This is a genomic window from Polymorphospora sp. A560, assembly GCF_045781765.1.
In the GTDB taxonomy this organism is placed as follows: Bacteria; Actinomycetota; Actinomycetes; order Mycobacteriales; family Micromonosporaceae; genus Polymorphospora; species Polymorphospora lycopeni.
Genome location: NZ_CP122282.1, coordinates 4317958 through 4343502, shown reverse-complemented (window position 1 = coordinate 4343502; position 25545 = coordinate 4317958). Strand labels below are relative to the sequence as shown.

The window sequence follows — 25545 nt, the reverse complement described above, 5'->3', positions numbered from 1 at the left end:
GCGGCGGGTGTTTGAAAGCTGATCGATGGAGGTGGATGCTGTATTGCATCCACCTGCATCGATCAGTCGGAGGTCCGTATGCGCCGTCTCCCGATCCTCGCCCTTCTCACGGTGGTGCTGCTCGCCGTCCCGACCGCGGCCCACGCCAGACCGACCGCACCCGATCCGGCCCGCGCCACGGCGATCCTCGCCGAGGTGCGCACCGCCGGCACGGCCTGGCTCCTCGATCCCGCCACCGGGCGGATGACCCTCACCGTCGACGACACGGTCGGTGCCGCGCGGCTCGCCGTGCTGCGGGCGGCCGCCGGCCGGGCCGGCGCCGTCGTACGCCACGAGCCCGGCCGCCTCACCACCCTCATCGCCGGCGGGGAAGCCATCTACACACCCCCGGCCGGGCGGTGCTCGCTCGGCGCGAACGTCAGCCGCGGCGGCGTGGCCTACTTCGTGACCGCCGGACACTGCACCGCGGCCGGCAGCACCTGGTACGCGGCCGGCGATCCGATGCCCCAACTCGGCACCCGTGTCGGGAGCAGCTTCCCGGTCGACGACTACGGTCTGGTCCGCTACACCAACACCGCCGTGCCGCATCCGAGCGCCGTCCACACCTACCCGGGGCAGCTCACCCTCACCGGGGCCGGCGGCGCCTACGTCGGCCAGCGCGTGTGCCGCAGCGGCTCCACGACCGGGGTCCGGTGCGGGACGGTCACCGGCCTGAACGTGACCGTGCACTACGCCCAGGGCTCGGTGTACGGACTGATCCGCACCAACATCTGCGCCGAGCCGGGCGACAGCGGCGGGCCGCTCTACGACCCGGCCACCGGCAAGCTGCTCGGCATCCTCTCCGGCGGCAGCGGGAACTGCATCTCCGGTGGCACCACCTACTACCAGCCGATCCTGGAGGTCCTCGCCGCGTACGGCGTGACCGTCCCCTGACCGCACCGCCGCCCCGGTCCCGCCGCCCCGGTCCGCCCGGACCGGGGCGGCGCAAGGCCGTGTGCGACCTGCACGGCGTCCCGCTCGGCGCCCGGCCGGGGATCCGGATGCCGGCCGCCGACCACCTGCGCTGGCATCGCCGCTGGGTCTTCAAGGGTGAGGCGCTGGCCGCGTAGCCGGGCGGACGCCCCTCGTCGTGATCGTGTTCCCGCGACTTAGTTGTACGCTCAACTACAGGCGCGGGTCGCGCGCCGCCGCCCGACGCCCTGCCGCGACGAAGGGATCACACCCCGTGCCCAAAGCCACCCGCCGTCCGCCGGCCAGAACCTCCGCCGCCCGCCGACCCCGCCGACGCGACCGGAAACGGTCCTGGATCTCCGGTGCCGCCGTGCTCGTGGTGATCGGCGTCGTGGCCGCGCTCGGGTGGCACCTCACCCGCCCCGGCGCCGCCGACGAGGGCACGCGGCCACCGGTGAGCGCGCTCGGCGCCGGCACCCGGATGGGGCCGGTGGAACTGCGTACCGCCGACCTCGACGCGCTGCGCGGGTTCTACACCGAGGGCGTCGGGCTCAGCGTGGTCAGCCAGGACGACCGGGAGGTGATCCTCGGCGTCGACGGGAGCCGGCTGCTGCGGCTCGTCGCCGCGGAGGCGCCCGCCGACGACCCCGGGCAGGCCGGCCTCTACCACTCGGCGTTCCTCTTCGCGGACGAGGCGGCCCTCGCCGAGGCCCTCCTGCGTACCGCCCGGGTGGCGCCCACCGCCTTCCAGGGCGCCTCCGACCACCGCGTCAGCCAGGCGTTCTACTTCGCCGACCCGGAGGGCAACGGCGTCGAACTCTACGTCGACCGGCCGCGCGAGCAGTGGCGCTGGCAGGACGGGCTCGTGGTCATGGGCAGTGCCGCCATCGACCCGAACGCGTTCGTCGCCGAGCACCGGGGCCGGGCCGCCACCGGGCCGGACGCGGGCGCCGTGACGATGGGGCACGTCCACCTGCGCGGCGGCGACCTGGCACAGGCCGAATCCTTCTACGCCGACACCCTCGGCTTCGCCGTCACCGCCCGCAGCGACGGCGCGCTGTTCCTCGCCGCCGACGGATACCACCACCATCTGGCGGTCAACACCTGGTCGTCGGCCGGGGCCGGCACCCGGCCGGACTCGCTCGGGCTCGGGTCGGTGGCCGTCCACGTCGCCGGGAGCGGCGAACTCGACGCGCTGGAGCGGCGGCTGACCGGCGCCGGGCTCGCGTACGAGCGCGGCGACGGGTCCGTCGTCGTCCACGATCCGTGGGGCACCCGGGTGACGGTCAGCGTGGCCGGCTGACCGGTGGGTGGCCCGGCCGCCGTGGGAAGCGGCCGGGCCACCGGGCGGGTGCCGCTCGCCCTTTCACGGCACCCTGCGAAGCCGCCCGCCTACCGGTGGGGGAGACCGCCGGCCGCGATCACGTCCCGGTACCAGTGGGCGCTGTCCTTCAGCGTCCGTACCTGGGTGTCGTAGTCGACGTGGACGATGCCGAACCGCTTGCTGTAGCCGTACGCCCATTCGAAGTTGTCCAGCAGCGACCAGACGAAGTAGCCGCGCAGGTCGACGCCGGCGGCGATCGCCTCGTGCGCGGCGGCCAGGTGTGCGCGCAGGTAGGCGACGCGGTCCGGGTCGGCGACCCGGCCGTCCGGGCCGACCTCGTCGGGGAACGAGGCGCCGTTCTCGGTGACGTACACCGGCAGGTCGCCGTAGTCGCGCCGGAACCGCAGCAGCAGGTCGCGCAGCCCGGTCGGGTCGATCGACCAGCCCATGCCGGTGGTCGGCCCGGGCGTGGGGTGGAACGCGACGTCCTCGCCGGTCGGGTACGGCGTGCCGGCGTCGACCCGGCCGGCGGGGGCGGCCCCGACCAGGTCGGGCTGGTAGTAGTTGACGCCCAGCGCGTCGACCGGGGCGGCGATGACGGCGAGATCGCCGTCGTGGACGTACGACCAGTCGGTGAGTGTCGCGGTGTCGGCCTGGATGTCGGCGGGATAGCCGCCCCGGAAGATCGGGTCGAGGAAGAGCCGGTTGAGCAGGCCGTCGATCCGCCGGGCGGCGTCGAGGTCGGCGGGCGCGTCGCTGACCGGGCGGACGGCACCGGCGTTGAGCGCGATCGAGACCTGGGACCCGGGGGCGGCGGCCCGCAGGGCCTGGACGGCGCGTCCGTGGGCGAGCAGCAGGTGGTGCGCGGCGGTCAGCGCCTGCCGGTGACCCCGCCGGCCGGGGGCGTGGCCACCGGAGCCGTAGCCGAGGAACGCCGAGCACCAGGGCTCGTTGAGCGTGTTCCACATCGACACCCGGTCGCCGAGCCGGCCGGCGACGGCGGCGGCGTAGTCGGCGAACCGGCCGGCGGTGTCGCGGTTGGTCCAGCCGCCGGTGTCCTCGAGTTCCTGCGGCAGGTCCCAGTGGTAGAGCGTGGCGACCGGGCGGATGCCGGCGGCGAGCAGGGCGTCGACCAGGCGTTCGTAGAAGTCGAGGCCGGCCGGGTTGATCCCGCCGCCGGCCGCCCGGACCCGGGGCCAGGCGATGGAGAACCGGTAGGCCGCCAGCCCGATTCGGGTCATCAGGCCGATGTCCTCGGGGTATCGGTGGTAGTGGTCGGCGGCGCGTTCCCCGGTGTCGCCGCGGTCGGTGCGGCCGGGGGTGGCGGCGAACGTGTCCCAGATGGACGGGGTACGGCCGTCGGCGGCCACCGCGCCCTCGATCTGGTAGGCGGCGGTCGCCGCACCCCACCAGAACCCGGGCGGGAACCGCAGCTCGGCAGCCTGTGCCGCCGGCACCGCCAGCGTGCTCATCCGATCACACCACTTTCCTTGTCCGACGGAGCCTTGGGCGGGCCGGGTGGGAGAGCGCTCTCCAGCCAGCCTCCAGATTGCCGGGCGGACGGAACCCGTGTCAAGGAGGCGTTCCGGGCCGGCCGGCGCCCGCGAGGGCGGGCGGTCGCGTACATCGATGCTCTTGACATGCCTGAAAAGTGGGCGTAACACTTCCTGCAACTATGGAGAGCGCTCTCCGACTCCGGTCGCCGCCTCCCCGCCCGCGTCGTCGCACAGGCAGGAGTACCCCCGTGAAACCGGCATCCCCGCATACCACCTGGCCACGCCAGGCCCGGTCACCGTCCCTGCCCCGCGGGTGGCGGGCCCTGATCCCGGTCGTCGCCCTCGCGGTCGCGGCCGTCTACGCGCTGGTCGCGCCGCCGCGCGCGGTCGCCGCGGATACGTTGTTGTCGTTGGATCGGCCGGCGTTGGCGTCGTCGGTGCAGGGTGTGGATCTGGCGGCGTCGAATGCGTTCGATGGTGATCCGGGTTCGCGGTGGGGTTCGGTGTGGGCTGATCCGCAGTGGGTTCGGGTTGATCTGGGTGGTGTGGCGTCGGTGTCGCGGGTGGTGTTGCGGTGGGAGGGTGCGTTCGCGCGGTCGTTCCAGGTTCAGACGTCGGATGACGGCACCACCTGGACGTCGATCTACTCGACGACGTCGGGTGTGGGTGGTGTGCAGTCGCTTGATGTCAGCGGCACGGGTCGGTATGTGCGGATGTACGGCACGGTGCGGTCGTCGGGGTACGGCTACTCGCTTTACGAGTTCGAGGTGTACGGCACGCTCGGCGGCGGCCCGACCCCGACCCCGACGCCGACCCCGGGCGCGTGCGGGACCACCAACGTCGCGCAGGGGCGGCCGGCCACGGCCTCCTCGGCGGAGGCCGGTGACACCCAGGCCGGTGCCGCGGTCGACGGCAACACCGGCACCCGCTGGTCGAGCCAGTACGCCGACCCGCAGTGGCTGCGCGTCGACCTCGGCCAGACCCGCACCATCTGCCAGGTCGTTCTCGCGTGGGAGGGGGCGTACGGCCGCGCCTTCCAGATCCAGACCTCGAACGACGGCAACACCTGGACGAGCATCTACTCCACCACCACCGGCACCGGCGGCACCCAGACCCTGAACGTGTCAGGGAGCGGCCGCTACATCCGCATGTACGGCACCGCGCGGGGCACCGGATACGGCTATTCACTGTGGGAGTTCCGGGTCTTCGCCACCGGCGGCACCGGCCCCGGCCCGACCGACCCGCCCGGCAACTGGCAGACCGTCTGGAGCGACGACTTCACCGGCGCCGCCGGCACCTCGCCGTCGGCCGCCAACTGGCTGCTGCGCACCGGCACCCAGTACCCCGGCGGGGCCGCCAACTGGGGCACCGGCTCGGTCGAGACCGCGACCGCGTCGACGAACAACGTCTACCTCGACGGCGGCGGCCGGCTCAACATCCGCGCCATCCGCGACGGCGCCGGCAACTGGACCTCCGGCCGGATCGAGACGCAACGCGCCGACTTCACCCCGCAACGCGGCGAAATGCTGAAGTTCAGCGCCGTCGTGAAGCAGCCGGACGTCGCCAACCAACTCGGCTACTGGCCGGCGTTCCGGGCCACCGGCGCGGCGTTCCGGGGCAACTTCAACAACTGGCCGACGATCGGCGAGACCGACATCCTCAGCGGCGTCAACGGCCGCAACCAACTCTCCCAGACCCTGCACTGCGGCACCGCCCCCGGCGGGGTCTGCAACGAGTACGACGGACGGACCAGCGGCCTGGCCACCTGCTCCGGCTGCCAGACCGGATACCGCGAGTACAGCCAGGTGATCGACCGGACCAAGACCGACGAGGAGATCCGCTTCTACCTCGACGGCCGGCAGACCTGGGTCGTCCGGCAGAGCCAGGTCGGCGTCGCCGCCTGGCAGGCGGCCGTACACCATGGCTTCTACCTGCGGTTCGACCTGGCGATCGGCGGCCTCTACCCGAGCGGCGTCGCCGGGTTCACGGTGCCCACCCCGGACACCACCTCCGGCGGCATCCTGAGCATCGACTCCGTCTCGGTCGCCCGCGCCACCGGCACCACCGCGCCGGCGATGACCGACCCGCCGGTGCCGGCCGGACCGAGCGTCGTACGGGTCACCGGCGGCCAGGGCAACTGGCAGCTCCAGGTCAACGGCGCGCCGTACGAGGTCAAGGGGTTGACCTGGGGGCCGCCGCAGAACGCCGGCGACGGCTACCTGCGCGACCTGGCGAACATGGGCGTCAACACGATCCGCACCTGGGGCGTCGACGACGCGCAGACCCCGGCGCTGCTCGACACCGCCGCCCGGCACGGCATCAAGGTCATCGTCGGGCACTGGCTCAACCAGGGGGCCGACTACGTCAACGACACCGCGTACAAGACGTCGGTGAAGAACGAGATCGTGGCCCGGGTCAACGCGCTCAAGGGCCGCCAGGGCGTGCTGATGTGGGACGTCGGCAACGAGGTCATCCTCACCATGCAGGACCACGGGCTGTCGGCCGCCGAGGTCGAGGCGCGCCGGGTCGCGTACGCGCGGTTCGTCAACGAGGTCACGCTGGCCATCCAGGCGGCCGACCCGAACCACCCGGTCACCTCCACCGACGCCTACACCCACGCGTGGACGTACTACAAGGCGCACTCGCCGGCGCTGAACCTGCTGGCGGTCAACTCGTACGGGGCGATCGGGACCGTGAAGCCGGACTGGATCGCCGGCGGCCACACCAAGCCGTACATCGTGACCGAGGCCGGGCCGGACGGCGAGTGGGAGGTGCCGAACGACGTCAACGGCGTGCCGACCGAGCCGACCGACCTGCAGAAGCGGGACATGTACACGGCGAGCTGGAACGCCGTGAAGTCGCACCCCGGCGTGGCGCTCGGTGCCACCGAGTTCCACTACGGACTGGAGAACGACTTCGGCGGCGTCTGGCTCAACGTGACGACCGGCGGCTGGCGCCGGCACGGCTACCACTCGCTCAAGCGCGCCTACAGTGGACAGACCTCGGCCAACACGCCACCGGAGATCACGAGCATGACGGTCGGCTCGCAGACCGCGGTGCCGGCCGGGGGAGAGTTCACCGTCTCGGTGAACGCCACCGACCCGCAGGCCGACCTGATCCGCTACAACCTGATGTTCAGCGACAAGCACGTGACCGGCAACCGCGGCTTCTCCAACGTCACGTTCACCCAGACCGGCGACGGCCAGTTCCGGGTCCGCGCACCCGAGCAGCTCGGCGTGTGGAAGGTCTACGTCTACGCGTACGACGGCCACGGCAACGTCGGCATCGAGCAACGGTCGTTCCGGGTGGTGCCGCCGACCCCGCCGGGCACCAACGTGGCCCGCGGCCGGCCGGTCACCGCGTCGTCGTACCAGCCGACCGGGACCAACGGCCCGCAACTGCCGGCGTACGCCGTCGACGGCGACCACAACACCCGGTGGGCCAGCGAGTGGGTGCCGACCGCGTGGTTGCAGGTCGACCTCGGCGCGGTCACCAGCTTCAACCACGTGCAGCTCGCGTGGGAGGGCGCGTACGCCAGGGCGTACCAGGTCCAGACGTCGAACGACGGCAGCACCTGGACCACCGTCTACGGCACGACGTCCGGCAACGGCGGGTTCGACAGCCTGAACGTCACCGGCTCCGGCCGGTACGTGCGGGTCAACGGCACCGAACGCGCCACGACGTACGGCTACTCGCTGTGGGAGTTCGGCGTCTACCGCTGAGGTCCACGTCTCCGTCTCCGGTCCGCCCGCGCCGGGCGGGCCGGAGACGTGCGGCGCGGCGGTTCAACCGGCCGGGCGATGACGTAGGAGAGCGCTCTCCTTACCGCGTGCTATAAATGCCGCCATGAGCAGTGGGGGGACGAGTAACGCCACGCCCGGACAGCGCCTGCCCACCCTCGAGGACGTCGCCGCCGTCGCCGGCGTCTCGCGGGCCACCGTCTCCCGGGTCATCAACGGCATCCGCAACGTCGACCCGCAACTGCACGAGGTCGTCTGGAACGCCGTCGCCCAGACCGGGTACGTACCCAACCGCGCCGCCCGGTCCCTGGTCACCCGGCGCACCGGCACCGTCGCACTGGTCGTCTCCGACTCCGAGACCCACGACGACGACCCGTTCATGAGCCGGTTCTTCGCCGACCCCTACTTCGGCCGGGTCGTCGGCGGCCTGATGAGCGTGCTGCGTCCTAAGGGGATCCAGCTCGCCCTGCTGATGGTCGGCACCCCCGACGCCCACGCCCGGCTCGTCGGCGACCTGCGCCAGGGCCAGCTAGACGGCGCCGTGCTGCTGTCCATGTACGCCGAGGACACCCTGCCACGGTTGCTCGCCGACGCCGGTGTCGCCGCCGTCATGATCGGCCGTCCGGCCCGGCCGATGCCGCTCAGCTACGTCGACCTCGCCAACGACGCCGGCGGCGCGCTCGCCGCCGGCCACCTGGTCGCCCGCGGCTGCCAGCGGATCGGCATGATCTCCGGCCCGGTCGACGTACCCGCCAGCCACGACCGCAGCACCGGCTTCCGGCAGGCCCTCGCCCGCCACGGCCACGCCTACATCCCGTCGGTCGCCGGCAACTTCACCCACGACAGCGGCGAGCAGGCAATGCGCCAACTCCTCGCCGGGAACCCCGGCCTCGACGGCGTCTTCGTCGCCAACGACCTGATGGCCACCGGGGCGCTCGCCGCGCTGCGCGAGGCCGACCTGCGGGTGCCCGACGACATCGCCGTGGTCGGCTTCGACGACAGCAGCGCCGCGCTGGCCGCCCGGCCGCCGCTGACCACCATCCGGCACCCGCTGGAGGACATGGCCGCGCAGGGCGCCCGGCTGCTGCTGGCCCGCGTCGACGACCCCGACCTGCGGGTCACCTCGGCCATCTTCGAGCCGACCCTGGTCGTCCGCGGCTCCGCCTAGCGTCCGCCGCCCGCTCCGGCGGCTAGCATCCGGGGATGCGGCACGCGGAGTTCACCGATCCGCGGCTGGTCGTGGTCTACGACGCGGAGTGCCCGTGGGGGCGCGACGACGACTTCTTCCTCGCCGAGGTCGGCGGCCCGGCACCGCTGCGGGTGCTCGACCTCGGCTGCGGGACCGGCCGGCTGGCACTCCGCCTCGCCGCCGCCGGCCACCGCGTCACCGGGGTCGACCCGGCCCACGCGTCCCTGGCCGCCGCCCGGGCCAAGCCGGGCGCCGACCGGGTGACCTGGATCGAGGGTACGGCCGCCGTCCTGCCCCGGCGGGCGTTCGACGTCGCGGTCATGACCAGCCACGTCGCGCAGTTCCTCGTCACCGACGCGCAGTGGCGGGACACCATCGGGGCCGTGGCCGGGGCGCTGGTCCCGGGCGGGCGGCTGCTCTTCGACTCGCGCGACCCGGCGGCCCGGGAGTGGGAGCGGTGGAACCCGGTCGACTCCCGCCGCCGGGTGTCGCTGCCCGACGGTTCCCGGGTCGGGATCTGGACCGAGGTCACCGCCGTACGAGACGGGGTGGTCAGCTTCACCCGGCACTACACCCTGCCGGACGCCGTGCTGCGGAGCACCGCGACGCTGCGGTTCCGGACCGAGGACGAGCTGCGGTCCACACTGGAGGCGGCCGGGCTGGTGGTAGAACGCGTCCACGGCGGCTGGGAGCGGCAGCCGGTGGGCGCCGGCGACGGGGAGTTCATCGTCGTCGCCCGCCGGTCCGCCGGGTCGCGCGACGGTGACCGGCGCGGCCGGTGGATCGTGTGGCGCCAGGACGACAACGGCAACCGCTACGAGGTCGCCCGCCGGGAACTGCGCGCCGACGCCGACGACCTGGCCGCCGCGATGGAGGCGCGTGGGCACAAGCAGACGTACTGGGTGGCGGCCGCCGACCGGCCGGGGTAGGGGCGCCACCGGTCAGCGCGGGCCGGCGAGTGCTCCCTCGAAGGTGCGCAGGGTCAGCCGCAGCACCTCGTACCGCGCCAGGTTGCCCTGCGTCGTCACGCTCCACGCGGTGTAGAGATGCGCCCACAGGATGCTCTCCAGCCAGTACGCCGGCAGGCCGGGATCGATCGATCCGTCGTGCTGGCCCCGCCGTACGGCGGCCTCGAGCGCCGGGGTGCACTGACCGGCCGGCTCGGACCCGCCGGCGCCCGTAGCCGGCTCGTCAGGCCCGGGGCAGGGCACCTCTGCCGTCCCCTGCAGTTCGTCGAACACCAGCGAGAGCAGGTCGCCGAGTTCGAAGTACTCCTGGCAGAGCCGGAGCAGCGCCTCGGCGCCGGTGCCCTGGTCGAGACGGGCCCGGGTGATCGCCTGTTCGAGCCGGAGTTCGCCCTCGGCGTCGATCGCCGCGATCAGTTCGGCGCGGTCGGCGAAGTAGCGGTGCAGCGTCGTCCGGCCCACGCCGGCGGCGGTGGCGATCTCACCGAGGGTTGCCGCGCGGTCCTGCGCGAGCAGCCCGATCGCGGCGTCGATGATCGCCTGCCGGGTGCGGGCGCGGGTGGCGGACTGCTGCTGATCACTCACGTGATGAGCGTATAACGTTCCTATCCGGTAATCCACTTGACCGTAGTGGAACATCTGTGTTCCAGTTGGGCAGTGACTGATACCGCGCCTCCCGTACCGTCAGCTCCGACCGCACCACCCGACGCCGGCGGCCGGTTCCCCCGGCTGCGGCTGCTCGCCTCGTTCGTCGCCCCGCACTGGCGGGTGCTGCTGCTCGGCCTGGTGCTCGGCCTGATCGCCAACGCCGCCGGCCTGGCCACCCCGATGGTCACCAAGTGGGTCCTCGACTCCCTCGGCGCCTCCGCGTCGATGACCGGCCCGATCAGCGTGCTGCTGGTCCTCGTCGTGGTCGGCGCCGCCATCTCGCTCTGGCAGTGGATCCTGCTCGGCACGCTCGCCGAACGGGTCGTGCTCGACGCCCGCACCTCGATCGTCCGGCGCTACTTCGCCGCCCGGATCGGTGCCCTCACCCGGCGCCCGACCGGTGAACTCGTCACCCGGGTCACCTCCGACACCGGGCTGCTGCACGAGGCGTCCAGCAGCATCGTCGGCCTGGTCAACGGCGCCCTGGCCCTGGTCGGCACCCTCGTCCTGATGGGCGTGCTCGACCTGGTCCTGCTCGGCTGCACCATCGCCGCCGTCATCGTCGTCGGCATCATCATGGCCACCCTCATGCCCTCGATCGCCAAGGCCCAGGAGCAGGCGCAGGAGTCGGTCGGCAAGCTCGGCGGCGCGCTCGAGGGAGCCCTGCGCGCCATCCGTACGGTCAAGGCCAGCCGCGCCGAGGCCCGCCAGGGCGACAAGATCATCACCACCGCCCGGGAGTCCGCCAGCCACGCCGTCCGCGCCGCCCGGCGTACGGCCCAGGTCTGGACCATCGCCTGGACCGGCATCCAACTGTCGATCATCGTGATCCTCGGCATCGGAGCCTGGCGCGCCGAACTCGGCCTGCTGGAGATCTCCAGCCTGATCGCGTTCCTCCTCTACGCCTTCCAGCTCATGGGCCCGATCACCGAACTGACCCAGAACGTCACCGCGCTCCAGGCCGGCATCGCCGCCGCCGCCCGCATCCGCGAGATCGAGGCGATCGAACTCGAACACCGCGACCCGGTCCGGCCCGCCGGCCCGGCCGCCGCCGAACCCGCCCGCCCCGACGGGCCCGTGCTCGCCCTCCGGGGCGTCTCCGCCCGGTACGGCCCCGACAGCCCGCACGTCGTCCGCGACGTCACGCTCGAGGTGCCACGACGCGGCCACATCGCGATCGTCGGCCCCTCCGGCGCCGGCAAGACCACCCTGTTCTCCCTCCTGCTGCGCTTCCTCGAACCGGAGCACGGCGAAATCCAGCTCGACGGCCGGCCGTACGCCAGCTACACCAACGACGAGATCCGGGCCCGGCTCGCGTACGTCGAACAGGAAACCCCGGTCGTGCCCGGCACCATCCGCGACAACCTGCTCTTCACCCACCCCGACGCCAGCGACGACGAACTGCGCGCCGTACTGGCCGCCGTGCAACTCGACGAGAAGGTCGCCGCGCTCGACGACGGCCTCGACACCGACCTGACCACCAGCCAGGTCTCCGGCGGCCAGCGGCAACGCATCGCCCTGGCCCGGGCCATCCTGCGCACCCCGGACGTGCTCCTGCTCGACGAGGCGACCGCCCAGGTCGACGGCCTGACCGAGGCGGCACTGCACCGGTGCATCCAGGAACGGGCCGCGACCGGCGCCGTCGTCACCATCGCCCACCGGCTGTCCACCGTGCTCGACGCCGACCAGATCGCGGTCATGGAGGGCGGGCAGATCCGGGCCCGGGGCACCCACGCCGAGCTGTACGCCACCGACGACCTCTACCGCCAGCTCATCGAGGCCCTGCGGATCGCCGCCGACGGCGGCAAGCCACCGGCCCACGTCCCCGCGGAACGCATCACACCCGTCGCCGACCCCGTCATTCATCCCGACCCCGCCCTGGCTTGATGGCCGGCCCCGCCTCCGGCGGGGTTGGTTCGCTCCAAGTTGGCTGGTCCTGCGTCCAGCTGGGCCCGCTCGCTCGGAGTTGGCTGTGCCTCGTTCGGAGTTGGCTGGTCTTCGCTCCGTTCGGCCGGGTCGCTCCGCCTGAACGCGCTGTCTTCGCGCTCGCTGCGGGCATGACGGCTTCGCGGCGCGGTCCTCGGGTTCCAGACGGTGCGGCGGCGCTCGGTCGACTCGCGACCTGGGGCGCCGGCGCGGTCCAGGGCCGTCCGCCGCTTGCTGCGCCGGGCGGTCCTGGTGCTGCACCCGCGGCTCCCCGCCCGCGCCACCACCACCGCGCCCTGCGGCCCTGGTGCGCGCACGCCACCACCCGCGCGCCGATCTGGCCCGGCGCAGCGCGGTGGCCGTCTCCGGTTCGGGTGGGGTGTGGAGGGCGCGACCCGGCGCCGTCGACAGATTGATCTGGGCGCCAGCCACCTTATCCGTCGCCGATTAGGTGGCTGGCGCCCAGATCACAACGAACGACGCAGCGCGCACCCACATCGGCCCTCGTTCGACGGCCCGGCCGAGGGACCGCACGGCAGGAAGAATGCTGATCTGAGCAGCAGGGACCTTACCCGTCCGAGATAAGGTCTCTCCCGCCCAGATCAACAGATGGCACGACGATCCCGACCAGCCTGACACCTGACGATCAGGCCAGGGCGCTACCAACGGCCACGATCGGCGGAGCAAGCGGCGGACCGCGGTAGACCGCGCCACAGTCGCGAGTCGACCGAGCGCCGCCGCACCGTCTGGAGCCCGGGAACACGCGGCGAAGCCGTCATGCCCGCAGAGCGAAGGTGCATCAGGCGGAGCGAGCCGGCCCCGCCGGGGGCGGGTCGGCCAACTCCGGGCGGGGACCAGCCAACTCGGAGCGATGCAGCCCTGTCGGAGGCGGGACCAGCCAACTTGGAGCGAGCCGGCCCCGCCGGGGGGCGGGGCCGGCCAGCTCAGCCGGGGTCAGCCAGCTCAGCCGGGCCAGCAGGCTCAGCCGAGGGGGCCAGCAAGGTCAGCTTGGCAACACCCAGCGTTGGTTGGCGCCGGCGAAGCAGTCCCAGATCTGCAGGCGGGTGCCGTCGGCGGAGCTGTTGTTGGAGGCGTCCAGGCACTTGTTGGACTGCGGGTTGCGCAGGGTGCCGTTGGACTGGGCCTGCCAGACCTGCGCACCGGTGCCGTTGCAGTCCCAGAGTTGGACGAGCGCGCCGTTGGCGGTGGAGCCGCTGGCGACGTCGGCGCACTTGCTCAGCGCCCGCAGGGTGCCGTCGGTGCCGACGGTCCAGCGTTGCGCGTTGGTGCCGTTGCAGGTCCAGAGCTGGATGGCGGTGCCGTTGGCGGTGGCGGCGGAGGCGACGTCGACGCACTTGCCGGCGATGCCGGTGATCTGGCCGGTCCGGCCGCCGGGCGGGTTGCCGCCCATGATGGTTTCGTAGATGGCGCTGACCAGCGACGTCGAGTTGTTGGTGTCCTGGGACAGTTCCCAGTTCATCATGCCGCCGGCGTTGGCCAGGGCCCACTGGGTCTTGCGGCGGATCGTCGGCAGGCCGTTGTAGCACTGCTGGGCGCCGTTGACGGTGGTGCAGTCGCGGTTGGCGTTGGCCGGGTCCATCGCGACGAGGCTGGCGTAGGTGTGGTAGCCGGGGCGGCTGTAGAACGGCACGCCGAGGACGGCCTTGCCGGCCGGGAGGCCGCGGGACTTCCAGAAGTTGACGCTGTTGATCGACCAGTCGTAGTTGGCGTGTGGGCTGCCGCCGTCGTACGCCATGATGTTGAGCCAGTCGACGTAGCCGAAGACGGCGGGCTGTACGCCGTTGGCGGTGCCGCCCTCGGAGACGACGGCGGCGGTCAGGAGTTTGCCCTGGGGGCGCAGCGCGTTGCTGAGCTGCTGCATGAGCAGTGTGAAGTTGTTGGCCGAGGTGCCGGGGTCGGGATACTCCCAGTCCATGTCGACGCCGTCGAGGCCGTACTGGTTGACGAAGCTCACGACGCTGTTGACGAAGGTGGTGCGGGTGCCGGCGCTGCTGGCGAGGGCTTCGAAGGCGGAGTCGTCGCCGTTGTTCCAGCCGCCGATGGCGATCGACACCTTGACGTTGTTGGCGCGGCCGAGCGACACCAGTTGGGTCAGCTTCGACGGGTTCTCCACCGGCCGCAGGGTGCCGTTGGCGTTGGGGAGGACGAACGCGTAGTTGATGTGGGTGAGTTTGCCGTACTGCACGCTGTTGACGTTGCCGGCCCAGGACGGCATGTAGCCGACGCTCTTGAAGCCGTTGGGGAGGACGACGGCTTCGGCGGGGGCGGCCGGGGCCAGCGCGGTGAGTGCGCCGGTGGCGGCCGTCAGCAGCGCGACCGCGCCGGCCAGGAGTCGGGTACGGGACGGGCGCGGCCGGTGTGGGGCGGCGCCGCCTGGGTGCGTGGATCCGGACATCGGCGATCCCTTCAGGGACGGGAAGAGGGAACTGGCTGGGCGTACGCCGATCGCCGCATCGGTCGTACTCGATTGATGCCAGAAATATTAGGAAAGTTAACTATTGAAGTCAATGTGTGCCGGGCGCGCGAAAGGGGCGCCGACCGGTGGCCGGCGCCCCTGCGGTGGTGGATCGTCAGCTCTTCGCGGCGAGGGTCGCGGCGCTCCGGAAGACCGGCAGGTAGCCGCCGGACTGCCCGTTGGCGGTCGGGTGGTAGGAGACGCCGATGTCGGCGAAGTTGACCGCGTGCAGCCACTTGTCGCCACTGCACAGCTGGTGGCCGATGAAGCGCGGCCGTACGTCGCCGAAGGTGAAGCCGTGCCGGGCGGCCGCCGCCGAGATGATGTCGTTGGCCAGGTTGATGCCCGAGTTGATCTTCGCGCGGGACTGCTCGCTCAGGCCGAGGCAGATCGGGGTGCCGAGCTGGTAGAAGGTCGGGTAGCCGAGCACCACCACGTCGGCGTTCGGGGCCCGGTTCTTGATTCCGTTGTAGACGTTGTCGAGCCAGCCCGGCAGTGAGGTGCGGGCCAGGTTCTCCGCGTTGGTCACCGCGGCGAGGCAGGCGTTGGTGCCGGCCAGCGCGCAGGTCGTCATGATGTTGGCGAACCCGACGTCGTTGCCGCCGATGACCACGCTGACCAGCGTGGTGGTCGCGCTGAGCGCGGAGAGTTGGTTGTTGACGACGTCGCCGGTCTTGGCGCCGGAGCAGGCGACCGAGCGGTACGAGGCGGGGGCGTTCGTGTTGGCCCAGAGTTGGGGGAACGCGTTGAGGCTGCGCTTGCAGCCGCCGCTCTCGGCGGTGTAGCTGCCGGCACCGACGCCGGAGGCGTACGAGTCGCCGAGGGAGACGTAGTGCTCGCCGGCGGCCTGGGCGGGGGTCGCCAGTCCGAGCGCGACGACGGCGCCGGCCACGAGACCGGCGAGCAGTGTGGCGGTGCGGGTACGGGCCATGTGTTTCTCCTGGTCTGGGTGGGGGACGGCGGTGGTTATTTCATAGCATTTGACCGATGGATTGGGAAGCATCCCATTTGGGATATTCCATTGAGGTCAGTCCCAGCGGTCCTCGTTGAGGAACCGCGCCACGCCGCGCCAGGAGTTCGGTCCCATCACCCCGTCGATCGGGCCGGTGTAGCCGTAGCGCGCGGCCAGGCGCTGCAGTGCCGCCCAGGTGTTGGGCCCGGGTACGCCGTCGATCGGTCCGGTGTAGCCGTGATGGTCACGCAGTTCGCGCTGCATGGCGGCGTACGTGTTGACGCCCGGTACGCCGTCGATCGGCCCGGTGTAGCCGGCCTCGATCCGCAGCCAGTTCTGCGCCCGCTTCCAGAAGATGGTGCCGGGGATGCCGTCCTGGGCGGTCGACGTCTTCGGCAGCCGGCCACCGCCGCCGAGCCCGGCCAGATAGTCGAGCGGGTTGATCCGCTGGCCGCTCGGGTTGATCATGTGCCAGTGCACGTGCGGTCCGGTCGATGACCCCGACCCGGGCGCCCCGGCGGCGCCGCCGGAGCGTCCGACGACCACGCCGGCACCCACCACCGCGCCGTTGCCGAGGACGAAGGCCGACAGGTGCATGTACTGGCTGCGGTAGCCGTTGGGATGGTGGATCGTGACGGTGTGCCCGCCGGTGCCGTTGTTCGGGATGTTCTGTATCGAGCCACCACCGCAGGCGGGCAGGTTGGTGCCGACCGGCATCGGGTAGTCGATGCCGCCCAGCGACCCGCGGTTGAGGTGCGCCTGCCAGCCATCGGAGATCGGCCGGCCGGCGAACGGGTTGTAGAAGTTCGAGGCGTGCGCCGGGGTGGCGACGGCCAGGCCACCGCCGACGACGGCGATGCCCGCGGCCGTGCCCCGGAAGAGGGTGCGTCGGCTGAATCCGGGGGTCGGTCCGGCCATGCTGCGCTCCTGTCGGTCGTGGCCTCCCCGTCACGGCCAACCAGGGCTGCGCCAGCCCTGAACGAGCGCTAACCCTATCGATATGTATGAGTGTGGATCAACCCTTTGGTCGCCCCCGATCGGCTGGATATCCGGTGGGAGCGCTCCGGGCGGTCAGGTCGTGGGGAGTACGCCCGCGGCGCGGGCCGACACCAGCCACTGCGGGAACTCGCCCATCAGCTGGTCGTAGAGTGAGCCGGCGGGGATCGACCGCGGCTCGGTGCCGGCGGCGAAGAACCCGGCGTTGTCGACGATCCGCTTCCCCGGCACCGGCAGGTCGTCGAGCCGGCGCAGGAACGTGAACTCGTCGTCACCGAAGCCGATGAACTGCCAGAAGATCGGGAGCCGGGCGGCGTCGCACAGCGTACGGGTGGCGGCCGTGCGCGACGTCGGCGATCCGTCGGTCTGGAAGACCACGAACGCCGGTGCCCGGCTGCCCGACGCCTGGTAGTGCGCGATCACCGCCTGCATCGCGGCGGCATAGTCGGTCCGGCCCATCGGGCCGATGCCGGCCCGGATCCGGTCGACGGCGCCGGCGTGGTCGCCCACCGACACCTCGACCGGCCGGTGCGCCACGGTGTCGAAGAAGACGACCGGCACCGAGCCGTCGTCGTCGAAGTGGGCGGCGAGGGCGAGGACCTGTTCGGCGAGCCCCTGCACCGAGCCGTCGCGGAAGTACGGGCGCATCGACCCCGAGTGGTCGATGACCAGGTAGACGGCGGCCCGCTGGCCGGTGAGCCGGAACTTGTCCAGGCTCACCCGCGCGCTCTTGTAGAGGTCGACCAGGGCCGGGGCGGCGGCCTGGAACTTGTCGAGGCTGATCGCCGGTCCGCTCGTGGTCTTGTCGTGGTCGATCGGCATGCTGTCCTCCGGGGGCGGCTGCGGTCCGCCCATCATGCGCGAGGGCCGGTGCGACCGCGGCCACCCGGCCGTCCGGCGTGTCGGTCGCCCGGGTCCGCCCGGCGCATGTCCGTCCAATCTGGTCAATTGCCGACGGTGAATGTCTGCGAGTGATCGTGGATTCGTCTGTCGTTAACCGCAGAGATTCCCACCTAACAATGTTTACATTATGTCCTGTCAATGTGTATGTATCTGGCATGAGGGTCGTGAAATTGCATCGGAGTCTGGTCTGAGCGCTTCCCAGAGCGGTTATCGGCTCGGTACCATCTGCGACGCCGAATGCTTGCCGCGAATGCGTCCGACCGGTCACCGACCAAGCGGTATCCGCCGACCATCGCCCTCCCCGGGCGAGCTGTGGAGGTTTCGTCATGCCTGCTCGCATCCAGCACGCCGCAGCGGCCCGGCGGCCCGATCCGAAACGCCGGCCGGCTGCAGGCACCGGGGTCGCCGGATGACCACCCTCCTCATCGGGCACGCCCCGCAACTGCTGCGCGACCATCACCATCCGCCCCGCTCTGTGCTGCTGGTGGAGACGCCGCAGACCATCGCCCGCCGCGGCCTCTACCGGGCGCCCGCCGACCACGCCGCCGTCGCGGCCGTGGTGCCGGTGCGCCGGCTGGAGACCGAGACCGTCCTGTCCGCGCTGACCGCCTTCGCGCCCGATGCCGCCGTCGACCGGGTGGTGCCCGGCACCGAGGCCGGGGTGCTCGCCGCCGCCGGGGTGGCCCGGTTCCTGAGCCTGCCCGGGGCCGGCCTGCGGGCCGCCACCGTGTTCCGCGACAAGATCGCGTTGCGCGAGACGGCCGTCGAGGCGGGACTGTGCCAGCCGGCGTGGGCCGAGGTCACCCCCGCCACCGACCTCCGCGCGGTCTGCGCCGAACTCGGCGGCGACGGGTTCGTGCTCAAGCCCGCCGCGGCGGCCGACCGGGTCGGCGTCACGTACTTCGACCCGGCCGCCGACCCGGCCGCCGCCTGGCACGAGACGACCACCGCCGTGCCGCCGGGGAACGGCCGGCGCCGGACCCGCTACCTGGTCGAGCAGCGGCTGACCGGCGCCGGGGTCGGCGTCCAGTGCCTGGTCCACGACGGCGAGATCGTCTTCACCGCCGTCACCGACCGGCACCGCCAGCCGGGTGGGCATCCGGCCGAGATCGGCCACCAGGTGCCCGGCCCGCGCGGCTCGGCCCAGCGGGACCGGCTGACGACGTCGATGCGGCGCCTGGTCGAGGCGGCCGGGCTGGGGTACGGGATCCTGCACGGCGACTGGATCCTCACCGACCAGGGGCCGGCCCTGCTCGGCTGCGCCGCCCGCATCCCCGGCGACCGGATCATGGAACTGCTCGAACTCGCCTACGAGAGCCCGCTGACCGCCCACTACCTCGAACTCATGGCGGGCAACCGCCCGACGCCGCCCCGCGACGCCACGCGCGGCGCCGCCATCCGCTACCTGACCGCCGATCCGGGCACCGTCCGCGAGGTGATCGGCGCCACCGACGCCGGCGGGCTGGCCGGCGTACACGGGCTGGTCGTCGACGCCACGTACGGCCGGCGGATCGGCCCGGCCCGGCCGGCCGGGAACCGGGTCGGATACGTCGTCACCACCGGTCCCGGTGCCGACGACGCCTGGGACCTCGCGGGTCAGGCCGCCGGGCTGGTGAAGATCGCGGTACGGTGATCGACGGCCGGAGCCGACCGGCGGCACCGCGACAGGAGCACCACTGATGCGAGCGAACGGCGTCACCCGCACCGACCGGCCGGCGGGTGTCCGGTGAGCGGTCCCGGCGTCCTGGTCGACGGGGCGGCGTCCGGCGCCGACGGTGTCCATCCGCTGGACAACCCGGTGTGGTCGGCGCTGACCGGCCCGCACGCCCCGCTGGCCACGGCGCACGGCCGGGCGGCGGCCTACCCGGCCGAGATCACGCCGTTCGTCGGCCTCGCCGACGCCCGCGACCCCGCCGCCTGGGCCGACCTGGCGGCCCTGCTCGCCCCCGGCGTGCGCGTCCTGCTGCCCAGTGTCGACGCGGTCGTACCGGCCGGCTGGGAGATCGCCCGCGAACTCGGCGTGCAACTGGTCGACGTGGCCCTGGCCACCGCCGAGGAGCCGGAAGCGGTGGCACTCGGCGTCGACGACGTACCGGAGATGCTGGCGCTGGTGGCCCGGACCAAGCCCGGCCCGTTCCTGGCCCGGACCGTCGAGACCGGCCGCTACCTCGGCATCCGCCGCGGCGGCAGGCTGGTGGCGATGGCCGGCGAACGGATGCGGCTGCCCGGCTGGACGGAGATCAGCGCCGTCTGCACCGACCCGGACCACCGTGGCGCGGGGTTGGCGACCCGGCTGGTGCGGGCGGTCGCGGCCGGCATCCGCGCCCGTGGCGAGGTGCCGTTCCTGCACGCCGCCGCCAGCAACACGGGCGCGGTCCGGCTCTACGAGCACCTCGGCTTCCGGCTGCGCGGCACGATGACCTTCCACCTGTTGACCCGGCCGGACGACGGTCCCGCACCGCCCGGCTGAGCCGGCCCGGCCTACGATTGCGGGCGGTCGTGGCGGAGGGAGTGACGATGGACGTGATCCGGGTCTCGCGGACCGGTGACGCCGGGGTGCTGACCCCGCAGCGCCTCGACCCGCCCGAGCCGGGCCCTGGTGAGGTGCTTGTCCGGCTCGCCGCCGTCGGCGTCAACTACATCGAGGTCTACCACCGCACCGGGCTCTACCCGATGCCGCTTCCGTTCACCCCGGGCAGCGAGGGCGCCGGTACGGTCGTCGCGGTCGGTGCCGGCGTGACCACACCCGCGGTCGGTGACCGGGTCGCCGGAGCCGACTTCGCCGGCGCCTACGCCGGGTACGCGCTCGCCCCGGCCGACCGGGTCGTACCGGTCCCGGACGGTGTCGACGACGAGGTCGCCGCCGCCGCCCTGCTGCAGGGGCTGACCGCCCACTACCTGGTCTTCGACGCCTACCCGCCGCGGCCCGGCGACATCGTGCTGGTGCACGCCGCCGCCGGTGGCGTCGGGCTGCTGCTCACCCAGCTCGCCACCGCGCTCGGCGGCCGGGTCGTCGCCACGGCGTCCACCGAGGACAAGCGCCGGCTGGCCGCCGACGCGGGCGCCGAGTGGACCGTCGGGTACGACGAGTTCCCCGACCGGGTTCGGGAGCTGACCGGGGGAGCGGGCGTCCCGGCCGTCTACGACAGCGTCGGGCAGGCCACCTTCGACGCGAGCCTGGCCAGCCTGCGCCGGCGCGGCACGCTGGTCCTGTACGGCCAGTCCAGCGGCCCGGTGCCGCCGTTCGACCTGTCCCGCCTCGCCGCCGGCGGATCGCTCTACGTGACCCGCCCGACGCTGGGCAGTTTCGTGGCGACCCGCGACGAACTCGTCACCCGGACCGACGACCTGTTCCGGCGGATCGCGGACGGGTCGCTGCGGATCACGATCGGCGGCCGCTACCCGCTGACCGAGGCGGCCCGCGCCCACACCGACCTCGAGTCCCGCCGGACCACCGGCAAGCTCCTGCTGATCCCGTAGCCGGGCCCGGACACGACGGTGCCGCCGGGAGGGGCGTCCTCCCGGCGGCACCCATCGACCGCGCGGTTACGGGTTGATGTTGATGGTGAACGTGCTCGTGGTGTTCCTGATGTTGGTGTGGTTGTTGCTGAACCGCAGGTTGTTGAAGGTCACCGAGCCGACCGCCGGCCCCTGACCCGGTTCGGGCATCTCGTTGGCCCACAGGCCGAACCCGGACTTGGCGTCGAACGCGTCACCGCTCTTCTGCGCCCCGGAGATGGAGATGTTGGTCAGCACGGTGTCGGTGATCGGGTTCTCCGGCTGGCTGCCGTTGTACTTGGTCTGGAACATGATGCCGGAGTACGTCGGATCGACGATGTCCACATCGGAGACCCGGATGCCGCGGAACTCCTTCGAAGCGGAGAACATCCAGATCGCGCCGAAGGTCTGCTGACCCCAGAAATGGCCACCCGCCCGGATCAGCGAGATGTTCTGGAAGTGGGTCAGACCAGGCCCGAACCCGACGAACGCGTACCCGAAGTCCAGCGAGCTGATGGTCAGCCCGGAGTACGTCAGCATGTCCGCGATGTAGAGGTTGCGGAACGTGTTGTTGTAACCGCCGTACACCGCGACGCCGGCGGCCCGCCAGGTCAGGGTGGCGTTCAGGTTCTCGAACACGTTGCCGTTGTTGGCGCCCCCACCGCCCTGGTCGACGGCGGAGAACAGCGCGAACGCGTCGTCGCCGTTGCCCCGGCCCTCGGAGTTGGTGATGGTGTTGTTGGTGCTGCCGTTGGTCAGGTTGACCGCGTCGGCGAACGTGTTGCGGAACCGGCTGTCCTTGATGGTCAGGCCGCTGACGCTCACGCCCCAGTACGCGCACACGGTGTGCTCGACCCAGACGTTGTCGATCGTCATGTTGTCGACGTCCTTCAACTCGCCCCAGACCTTGCCGGGCCCGTCGATACGCGACACGTAGTTGCCGAAGAACGCCAGGTGCGAGAAGGACGACCCGCTGGCCGAGGACTGCACCCCGAAGCCGGCGTCGGTGTTCTCCTGGCTGGTCGGCGTCTGGAACCTCGTGTACCAGATGCCCGCGCCGACGACCTTGACCGGCTTGCCGTAGATCTGGAACTTCTGCGCGGTCTCGTACGTGCCCGCCGGCAGGTAGACGCCCTCGAGGTTGCCGGTGGTGTCCATCCGCACCCGGTCCAGGGCGTTCTGCACGTCGGAGTGGGTGAAGCCGGTCGGCACCGCGTACCGGGCCGGGTTCGGGTTGGCCCGCGGCGACACCAGCTCGGTGTTGACGAAGTCGACGGCGTACGTGGTGCTGTTCGCCGGGTCCTTCTGCAGGCGGATGGTGCTGCCGGCCGGGATCGTCGAGTTCAGCATCACGTTGGCCTCGTCGTAGATGTGGCGCGGGCCGCCGGCACCGGGGGAGTTGCCCGGGGCCGCCTCGTTGCCGTAGAGCCACGAGTACTTCGAGGTCACGTTGAGCGCCTTGTGGAAGGTGCCGTTGACGTAGATGTTCAGCGTCGAGTTGATCCCGCCGCCGCCGGGCGCGTCCGGGATCGAGACCCGGGCGACCAGGGTGTTCGTCGCCGCCCTGGTGGTCCACTGCACGTAGGAGCCGGTGCTGTTCAGCGTCACCGCGCGCCGGCCGGACGCCTCGCCGGCGATGTCGCCGATGGTCCGGTTCGGGCCGACGATCTGCGCGCCGCCGCCGACCGTGCCGTCCTCCGCCTCGTACATGTCGTACGGGAGGTTGGCGCCGCGGCCGACGAACAGGGCCTGCTCGCTGGTGTTGTTCTCCCGCTTGACCGGCAGTTCGTTGCCGTCGGCGGCGAGCACCACCCGGACGGTGTGCCGGCCGTTGGCCGCCGTCCAGGTGCCCAGGTTCACCGGCGCGGTGGTGGCACCGGCGGCGATCGTGCCGGTGTACGAGCCGGTGAGGGTGCGTACGGCGGTGCCGGCGTCGTTGAGCACGGTCAGCGTGATGCCGTGCGCGCCGCCGGTCGAGGCGACCGTGCCCTGGTTCCTGATCGTCACCGAGAAGTTGACCGTGTTGCCGGCCGACGGGGTGCCCGGTGACCAGGTCACCGCGCCGGCGACCAGGTCGGAGCTGTCGACCGGCCGGACCGTCAGCGGCGTCGGGCTGGTGAACTCGTTGTTCGCGTCGTTCTGCTCGACGATCGTGTTGGCCTCGTCGACCCGGCCGACGACCTGGTACGTGCCGGCGTTGCGGGCGCCGATGTTGGCCGTCACGGTGGTCTGTGCCCCGGCGGCGAGCCCGCCGACCGCGGCGGTGCCGACCCGGGTCGTACCCAGGTAGAAGTTGACGTTCGTGGCGCCGGCCGCCGCGGTGCCCGCGTTGCGGACGGTGGCGGACAGCGTCACCGCGTCGGTCTCGACCGGCGACGCCGGCGAGGCCGTGATGCCGGTGATCGTCAGGTCCGGGTTCGGCGCCGGTGTGCCGATCACCTGCAACTCGGCGACCTGACCGTTCGACGACCCGCTGTTCGCGGTGAACTGGAGCCGGACGTCGGCGGCGGTGGCCGAGACCGGGATCGTCACGATGTTGCTCGACGCCGGGTTGAAGGTGTACGGCGCCGACGCGACCAGGCTGGTGAACGACGAGGAGCTCTGCTCCCGGCCCAGCACCTGCAACGTCTGGGTCCGGGTGCCCCACGCCGTGGACGGGCTGAGCTTGAGCACGACCGCGGTGATGCTGGCGTTGGCGCCGAGCGAGACGGTCAGCGTGCTCGGGTAGGCGCCGGGGGCACCCTCCCAGTAGGTGTTCACGTCGTCGTCGTTGGCGTTGGCGGCGTTGAACACGTGCACGGTGGACGACGCGGTGATCGGCTTGCCGACCGCCAGGTTCGACCCGGGCGGGTTGCTGCCGGTGCGGGTGACGGTGTTGCTGTTGGCCGACTGGTTGCCGGCGGCGTCCTTGGCCCGTACGTGGTAGGAGACGGTGGCGCTGGCGGGCTGGTTGTCGGTGTACGCCAGCACGTTGCCGGCCACACTGCCACGCAGGCTGCCGTTGGCGTAGATGTCGTAGCCGGTGACGCCGACGTTGTCGGTGGCGGCGTTCCAGGTGAGCCGGATCTGTCCGGTGGCGGGCTGGGTGTAGGCGAGGTTCGTCGGCGCGGTCGGCGCCTGCGTGTCCCCGGTCGACCCGGTACGGGTGACGGTGTTGCTGTTCGTCGACTGGTTGCCGGCGGCGTCCTTGGCCCGTACATAGTACGAGACCGTCGCGCTGGCCGGCTGGTTGTCGGTGTAGGTCAGTACGTTGCCGGCGACGCTGGTGCGCAGGGTGCCGTTGGCGTAGATGTCGTAGCCGGTGACGCCGACGTTGTCGGTGGCGGCGTTCCAGGCCAGCCGGATCTGGCCGGTGGCCGGCTGGGTGAAGGCGAGGTTCGTCGGGGCGGACGGCGGCTGGGTGTCCCCGGTCGTCGGGCCGTAGACCTCGAACTCCGACAGTTGCGCGGCCGGCCACACGTTGTTGGCCGTCACGTGCACCCGCAGGTAGCGCACCGTGGTGGTGTTGAAGTCGATTGTCACGGTGTTGTTGGCCGCCGGGTTGAAGACCCGCCCGGCCGACGCGGACACGGTGCTGAAGGTGCTGCCGTCGGTGCTGCCCTGCACGCTCAGCGTCTGGGTGCGGGTCTCCCAGCCGGCCGGCAGCTTGAGCACGGCCCGGTTGACGGCGACGGCGGCGCCGAGGTCGACGCGGAGCCACTGCGGGAAGGCGTTGTTCGCGCTCTCCCAGTAGCTGGCCTGGTTGCCGTCACCGGCGTTGCCCGGCCCGTACGGCGCGTTGCTGCTGCTCGATGTCAGCGGCCGGCCCTGGGCCAGGTTGCCGCTGCCGCCGGTGGTGGCGCCGTAGACCTCCAGTTCGGCGATCTGCGCGGCCGGCCACCCGGTGTTGGCGGTGACGTGCAGCCGTACGAAGCGGGTGCTGGTCGCCGGGAAGTCGATCGTCACCGTGTTGCCGTTGGCGGGGGTGAAGGCGTACCCGGTCGAGCCGACGATGGTGGCGAAGCTGGTCCCGTCCGGGCTGCCCTGCACGGCCAGGGTCTGCGTCCGGCTCTCCCACCCCGCCGGGAGCTTGAGCACCACCTGGTCGATGCCGGTGCTGGTGCCCAGGTCGATCTGGGCCCACTGCGGGAAGGCGTTGTTGGCGCTCTCCCAGTAGGTGCCCGGGTTACCGTCGTTGATCCGGTTGGCGGTGTGCTCGGCGTTGGAACTGCTGGCCGTGGCCGCCTTTCCCGCCGCCAGGTTGGGGCCGCCGGCCGCCGCGGCCGGCAGGGCCGGTGCCGCCGACACGGCGAGCCCGGTCGCGAGCGCCGCCGCGATCAGCCGCCACGCTGCATGTTTCCTTCTCATTCGTTCCTCAAGCTCTCATGGTCTCGGGGGTGTGCGAGGAGCCGGGACCTGGTCGGGTGGTGGCCGGGCGTCGCCGGTCGGGCCGACCGTCTGATGCGGTTCGCCGTGGCGCGGATCGTGGCGGCCGGGGGAGT

General features: G+C 72.1%; 16 protein-coding genes. 9 read left to right on the top strand and 7 right to left on the bottom strand.

What is annotated here, in order from left to right; all coding sequences use genetic code 11:
• Positions 1–78: 78 nt before the first annotated feature.
• Together QCD66_RS19350 and QCD66_RS19345 are read left to right on the top strand one after the other, a co-directional pair.
• Positions 79–933, top strand: coding sequence for a S1 family peptidase (locus tag QCD66_RS19350; protein ID WP_375735371.1), 855 nt, complete (start codon positions 79–81; stop codon positions 931–933).
• 388 nt (positions 934–1321) lie between these two features.
• Entirely contained in the window at positions 1322–2254 is a 933-nt protein-coding gene (locus tag QCD66_RS19345) for a VOC family protein (RefSeq protein WP_375735372.1), read from the top strand.
• Positions 2255–2343: 89 nt separating this feature from the next.
• Here QCD66_RS19345 and QCD66_RS19340 read toward each other — a convergent pair whose 3' ends face one another.
• A complete protein-coding gene (locus QCD66_RS19340) occupies positions 2344–3747 on the bottom strand; it encodes a GH1 family beta-glucosidase (RefSeq protein ID WP_375735373.1) in 1404 nt (467 codons plus the stop codon).
• Positions 3748–4019: 272 nt separating this feature from the next.
• On the opposite strand from QCD66_RS19340, the gene QCD66_RS19335 reads away from it, so the two are divergent.
• The 3 genes from QCD66_RS19335 to QCD66_RS19325 all read left to right on the top strand — a co-directional run bounded on the left by QCD66_RS19335 (position 4020) and on the right by QCD66_RS19325 (position 9629).
• Positions 4020–7493 carry a discoidin domain-containing protein gene (locus QCD66_RS19335; RefSeq protein WP_407566712.1) on the top strand — a complete coding sequence of 1158 codons (3474 nt, stop codon included), beginning with the start codon at positions 4020–4022 and terminating at the stop codon, positions 7491–7493.
• A gap of 124 nt (positions 7494–7617) precedes the next feature.
• Positions 7618–8679 carry a LacI family DNA-binding transcriptional regulator gene (locus tag QCD66_RS19330; protein ID WP_375735375.1) on the top strand — a complete coding sequence of 354 codons (1062 nt, stop codon included), beginning with the start codon at positions 7618–7620 and terminating at the stop codon, positions 8677–8679.
• A gap of 35 nt (positions 8680–8714) precedes the next feature.
• Positions 8715–9629, top strand: coding sequence for a class I SAM-dependent methyltransferase (locus tag QCD66_RS19325; protein WP_375735376.1), 915 nt, complete (start codon positions 8715–8717; stop codon positions 9627–9629).
• Positions 9630–9641: 12 nt separating this feature from the next.
• Here the strand turns inward: QCD66_RS19325 and QCD66_RS19320 are convergent, their stop codons facing one another.
• On the bottom strand, positions 9642–10250 hold the full coding sequence (locus QCD66_RS19320; protein ID WP_375735377.1) for a TetR/AcrR family transcriptional regulator: 609 nt from the start codon (positions 10248–10250) through the stop codon (positions 9642–9644).
• 72 nt (positions 10251–10322) lie between these two features.
• Here QCD66_RS19320 and QCD66_RS19315 point away from each other — a divergent pair, with 72 nt between their 5' ends.
• The gene (locus QCD66_RS19315) at positions 10323–12200 is read left to right on the top strand and encodes an ABC transporter ATP-binding protein (RefSeq protein ID WP_375735378.1); all 1878 of its coding nucleotides are present in this window, start codon (positions 10323–10325) and stop codon (positions 12198–12200) included.
• Positions 12201–13242: 1042 nt separating this feature from the next.
• On the opposite strand, the gene QCD66_RS19310 is transcribed toward QCD66_RS19315, so the two are convergent.
• From QCD66_RS19310 to QCD66_RS19295, 4 genes are all read right to left on the bottom strand, one after another.
• A complete protein-coding gene (locus QCD66_RS19310) occupies positions 13243–14655 on the bottom strand; it encodes a glycosyl hydrolase family 18 protein (protein ID WP_364206343.1) in 1413 nt (470 codons plus the stop codon).
• A 175-nt stretch (positions 14656–14830) separates the two neighbouring features.
• A complete protein-coding gene (locus QCD66_RS19305; RefSeq protein ID WP_364206341.1) occupies positions 14831–15646 on the bottom strand; it encodes an SGNH/GDSL hydrolase family protein in 816 nt (271 codons plus the stop codon).
• A gap of 96 nt (positions 15647–15742) precedes the next feature.
• Complete coding sequence (locus QCD66_RS19300; RefSeq protein WP_364206339.1) at positions 15743–16585, bottom strand: peptidoglycan DD-metalloendopeptidase family protein; 843 nt, start codon at positions 16583–16585, stop codon at positions 15743–15745.
• Between the two features lie 153 nt (positions 16586–16738).
• Positions 16739–17485, bottom strand: coding sequence for a VWA domain-containing protein (locus QCD66_RS19295; protein WP_375735379.1), 747 nt, complete (start codon positions 17483–17485; stop codon positions 16739–16741).
• A gap of 490 nt (positions 17486–17975) precedes the next feature.
• Between QCD66_RS19295 and QCD66_RS19290 the strand changes: the two genes are divergently transcribed.
• The 3 genes from QCD66_RS19290 to QCD66_RS19280 all read left to right on the top strand — a co-directional run bounded on the left by QCD66_RS19290 (position 17976) and on the right by QCD66_RS19280 (position 21046).
• Entirely contained in the window at positions 17976–19199 is a 1224-nt protein-coding gene (locus tag QCD66_RS19290) for a biotin carboxylase (protein ID WP_375735380.1), read from the top strand.
• Positions 19200–19292: 93 nt separating this feature from the next.
• A complete protein-coding gene (locus tag QCD66_RS19285) occupies positions 19293–20036 on the top strand; it encodes a GNAT family N-acetyltransferase (protein ID WP_364206331.1) in 744 nt (247 codons plus the stop codon).
• 47 nt (positions 20037–20083) lie between these two features.
• Positions 20084–21046, top strand: a complete 963-nt coding sequence (locus tag QCD66_RS19280) for a quinone oxidoreductase (protein WP_375735381.1) — start codon at positions 20084–20086, stop codon at positions 21044–21046.
• A 66-nt stretch (positions 21047–21112) separates the two neighbouring features.
• Here the strand turns inward: QCD66_RS19280 and QCD66_RS19275 are convergent, their stop codons facing one another.
• Entirely contained in the window at positions 21113–25411 is a 4299-nt protein-coding gene (locus QCD66_RS19275) for a discoidin domain-containing protein (RefSeq protein WP_375735382.1), read from the bottom strand.
• Between the last annotated feature and the right edge of the window lie 134 nt (positions 25412–25545).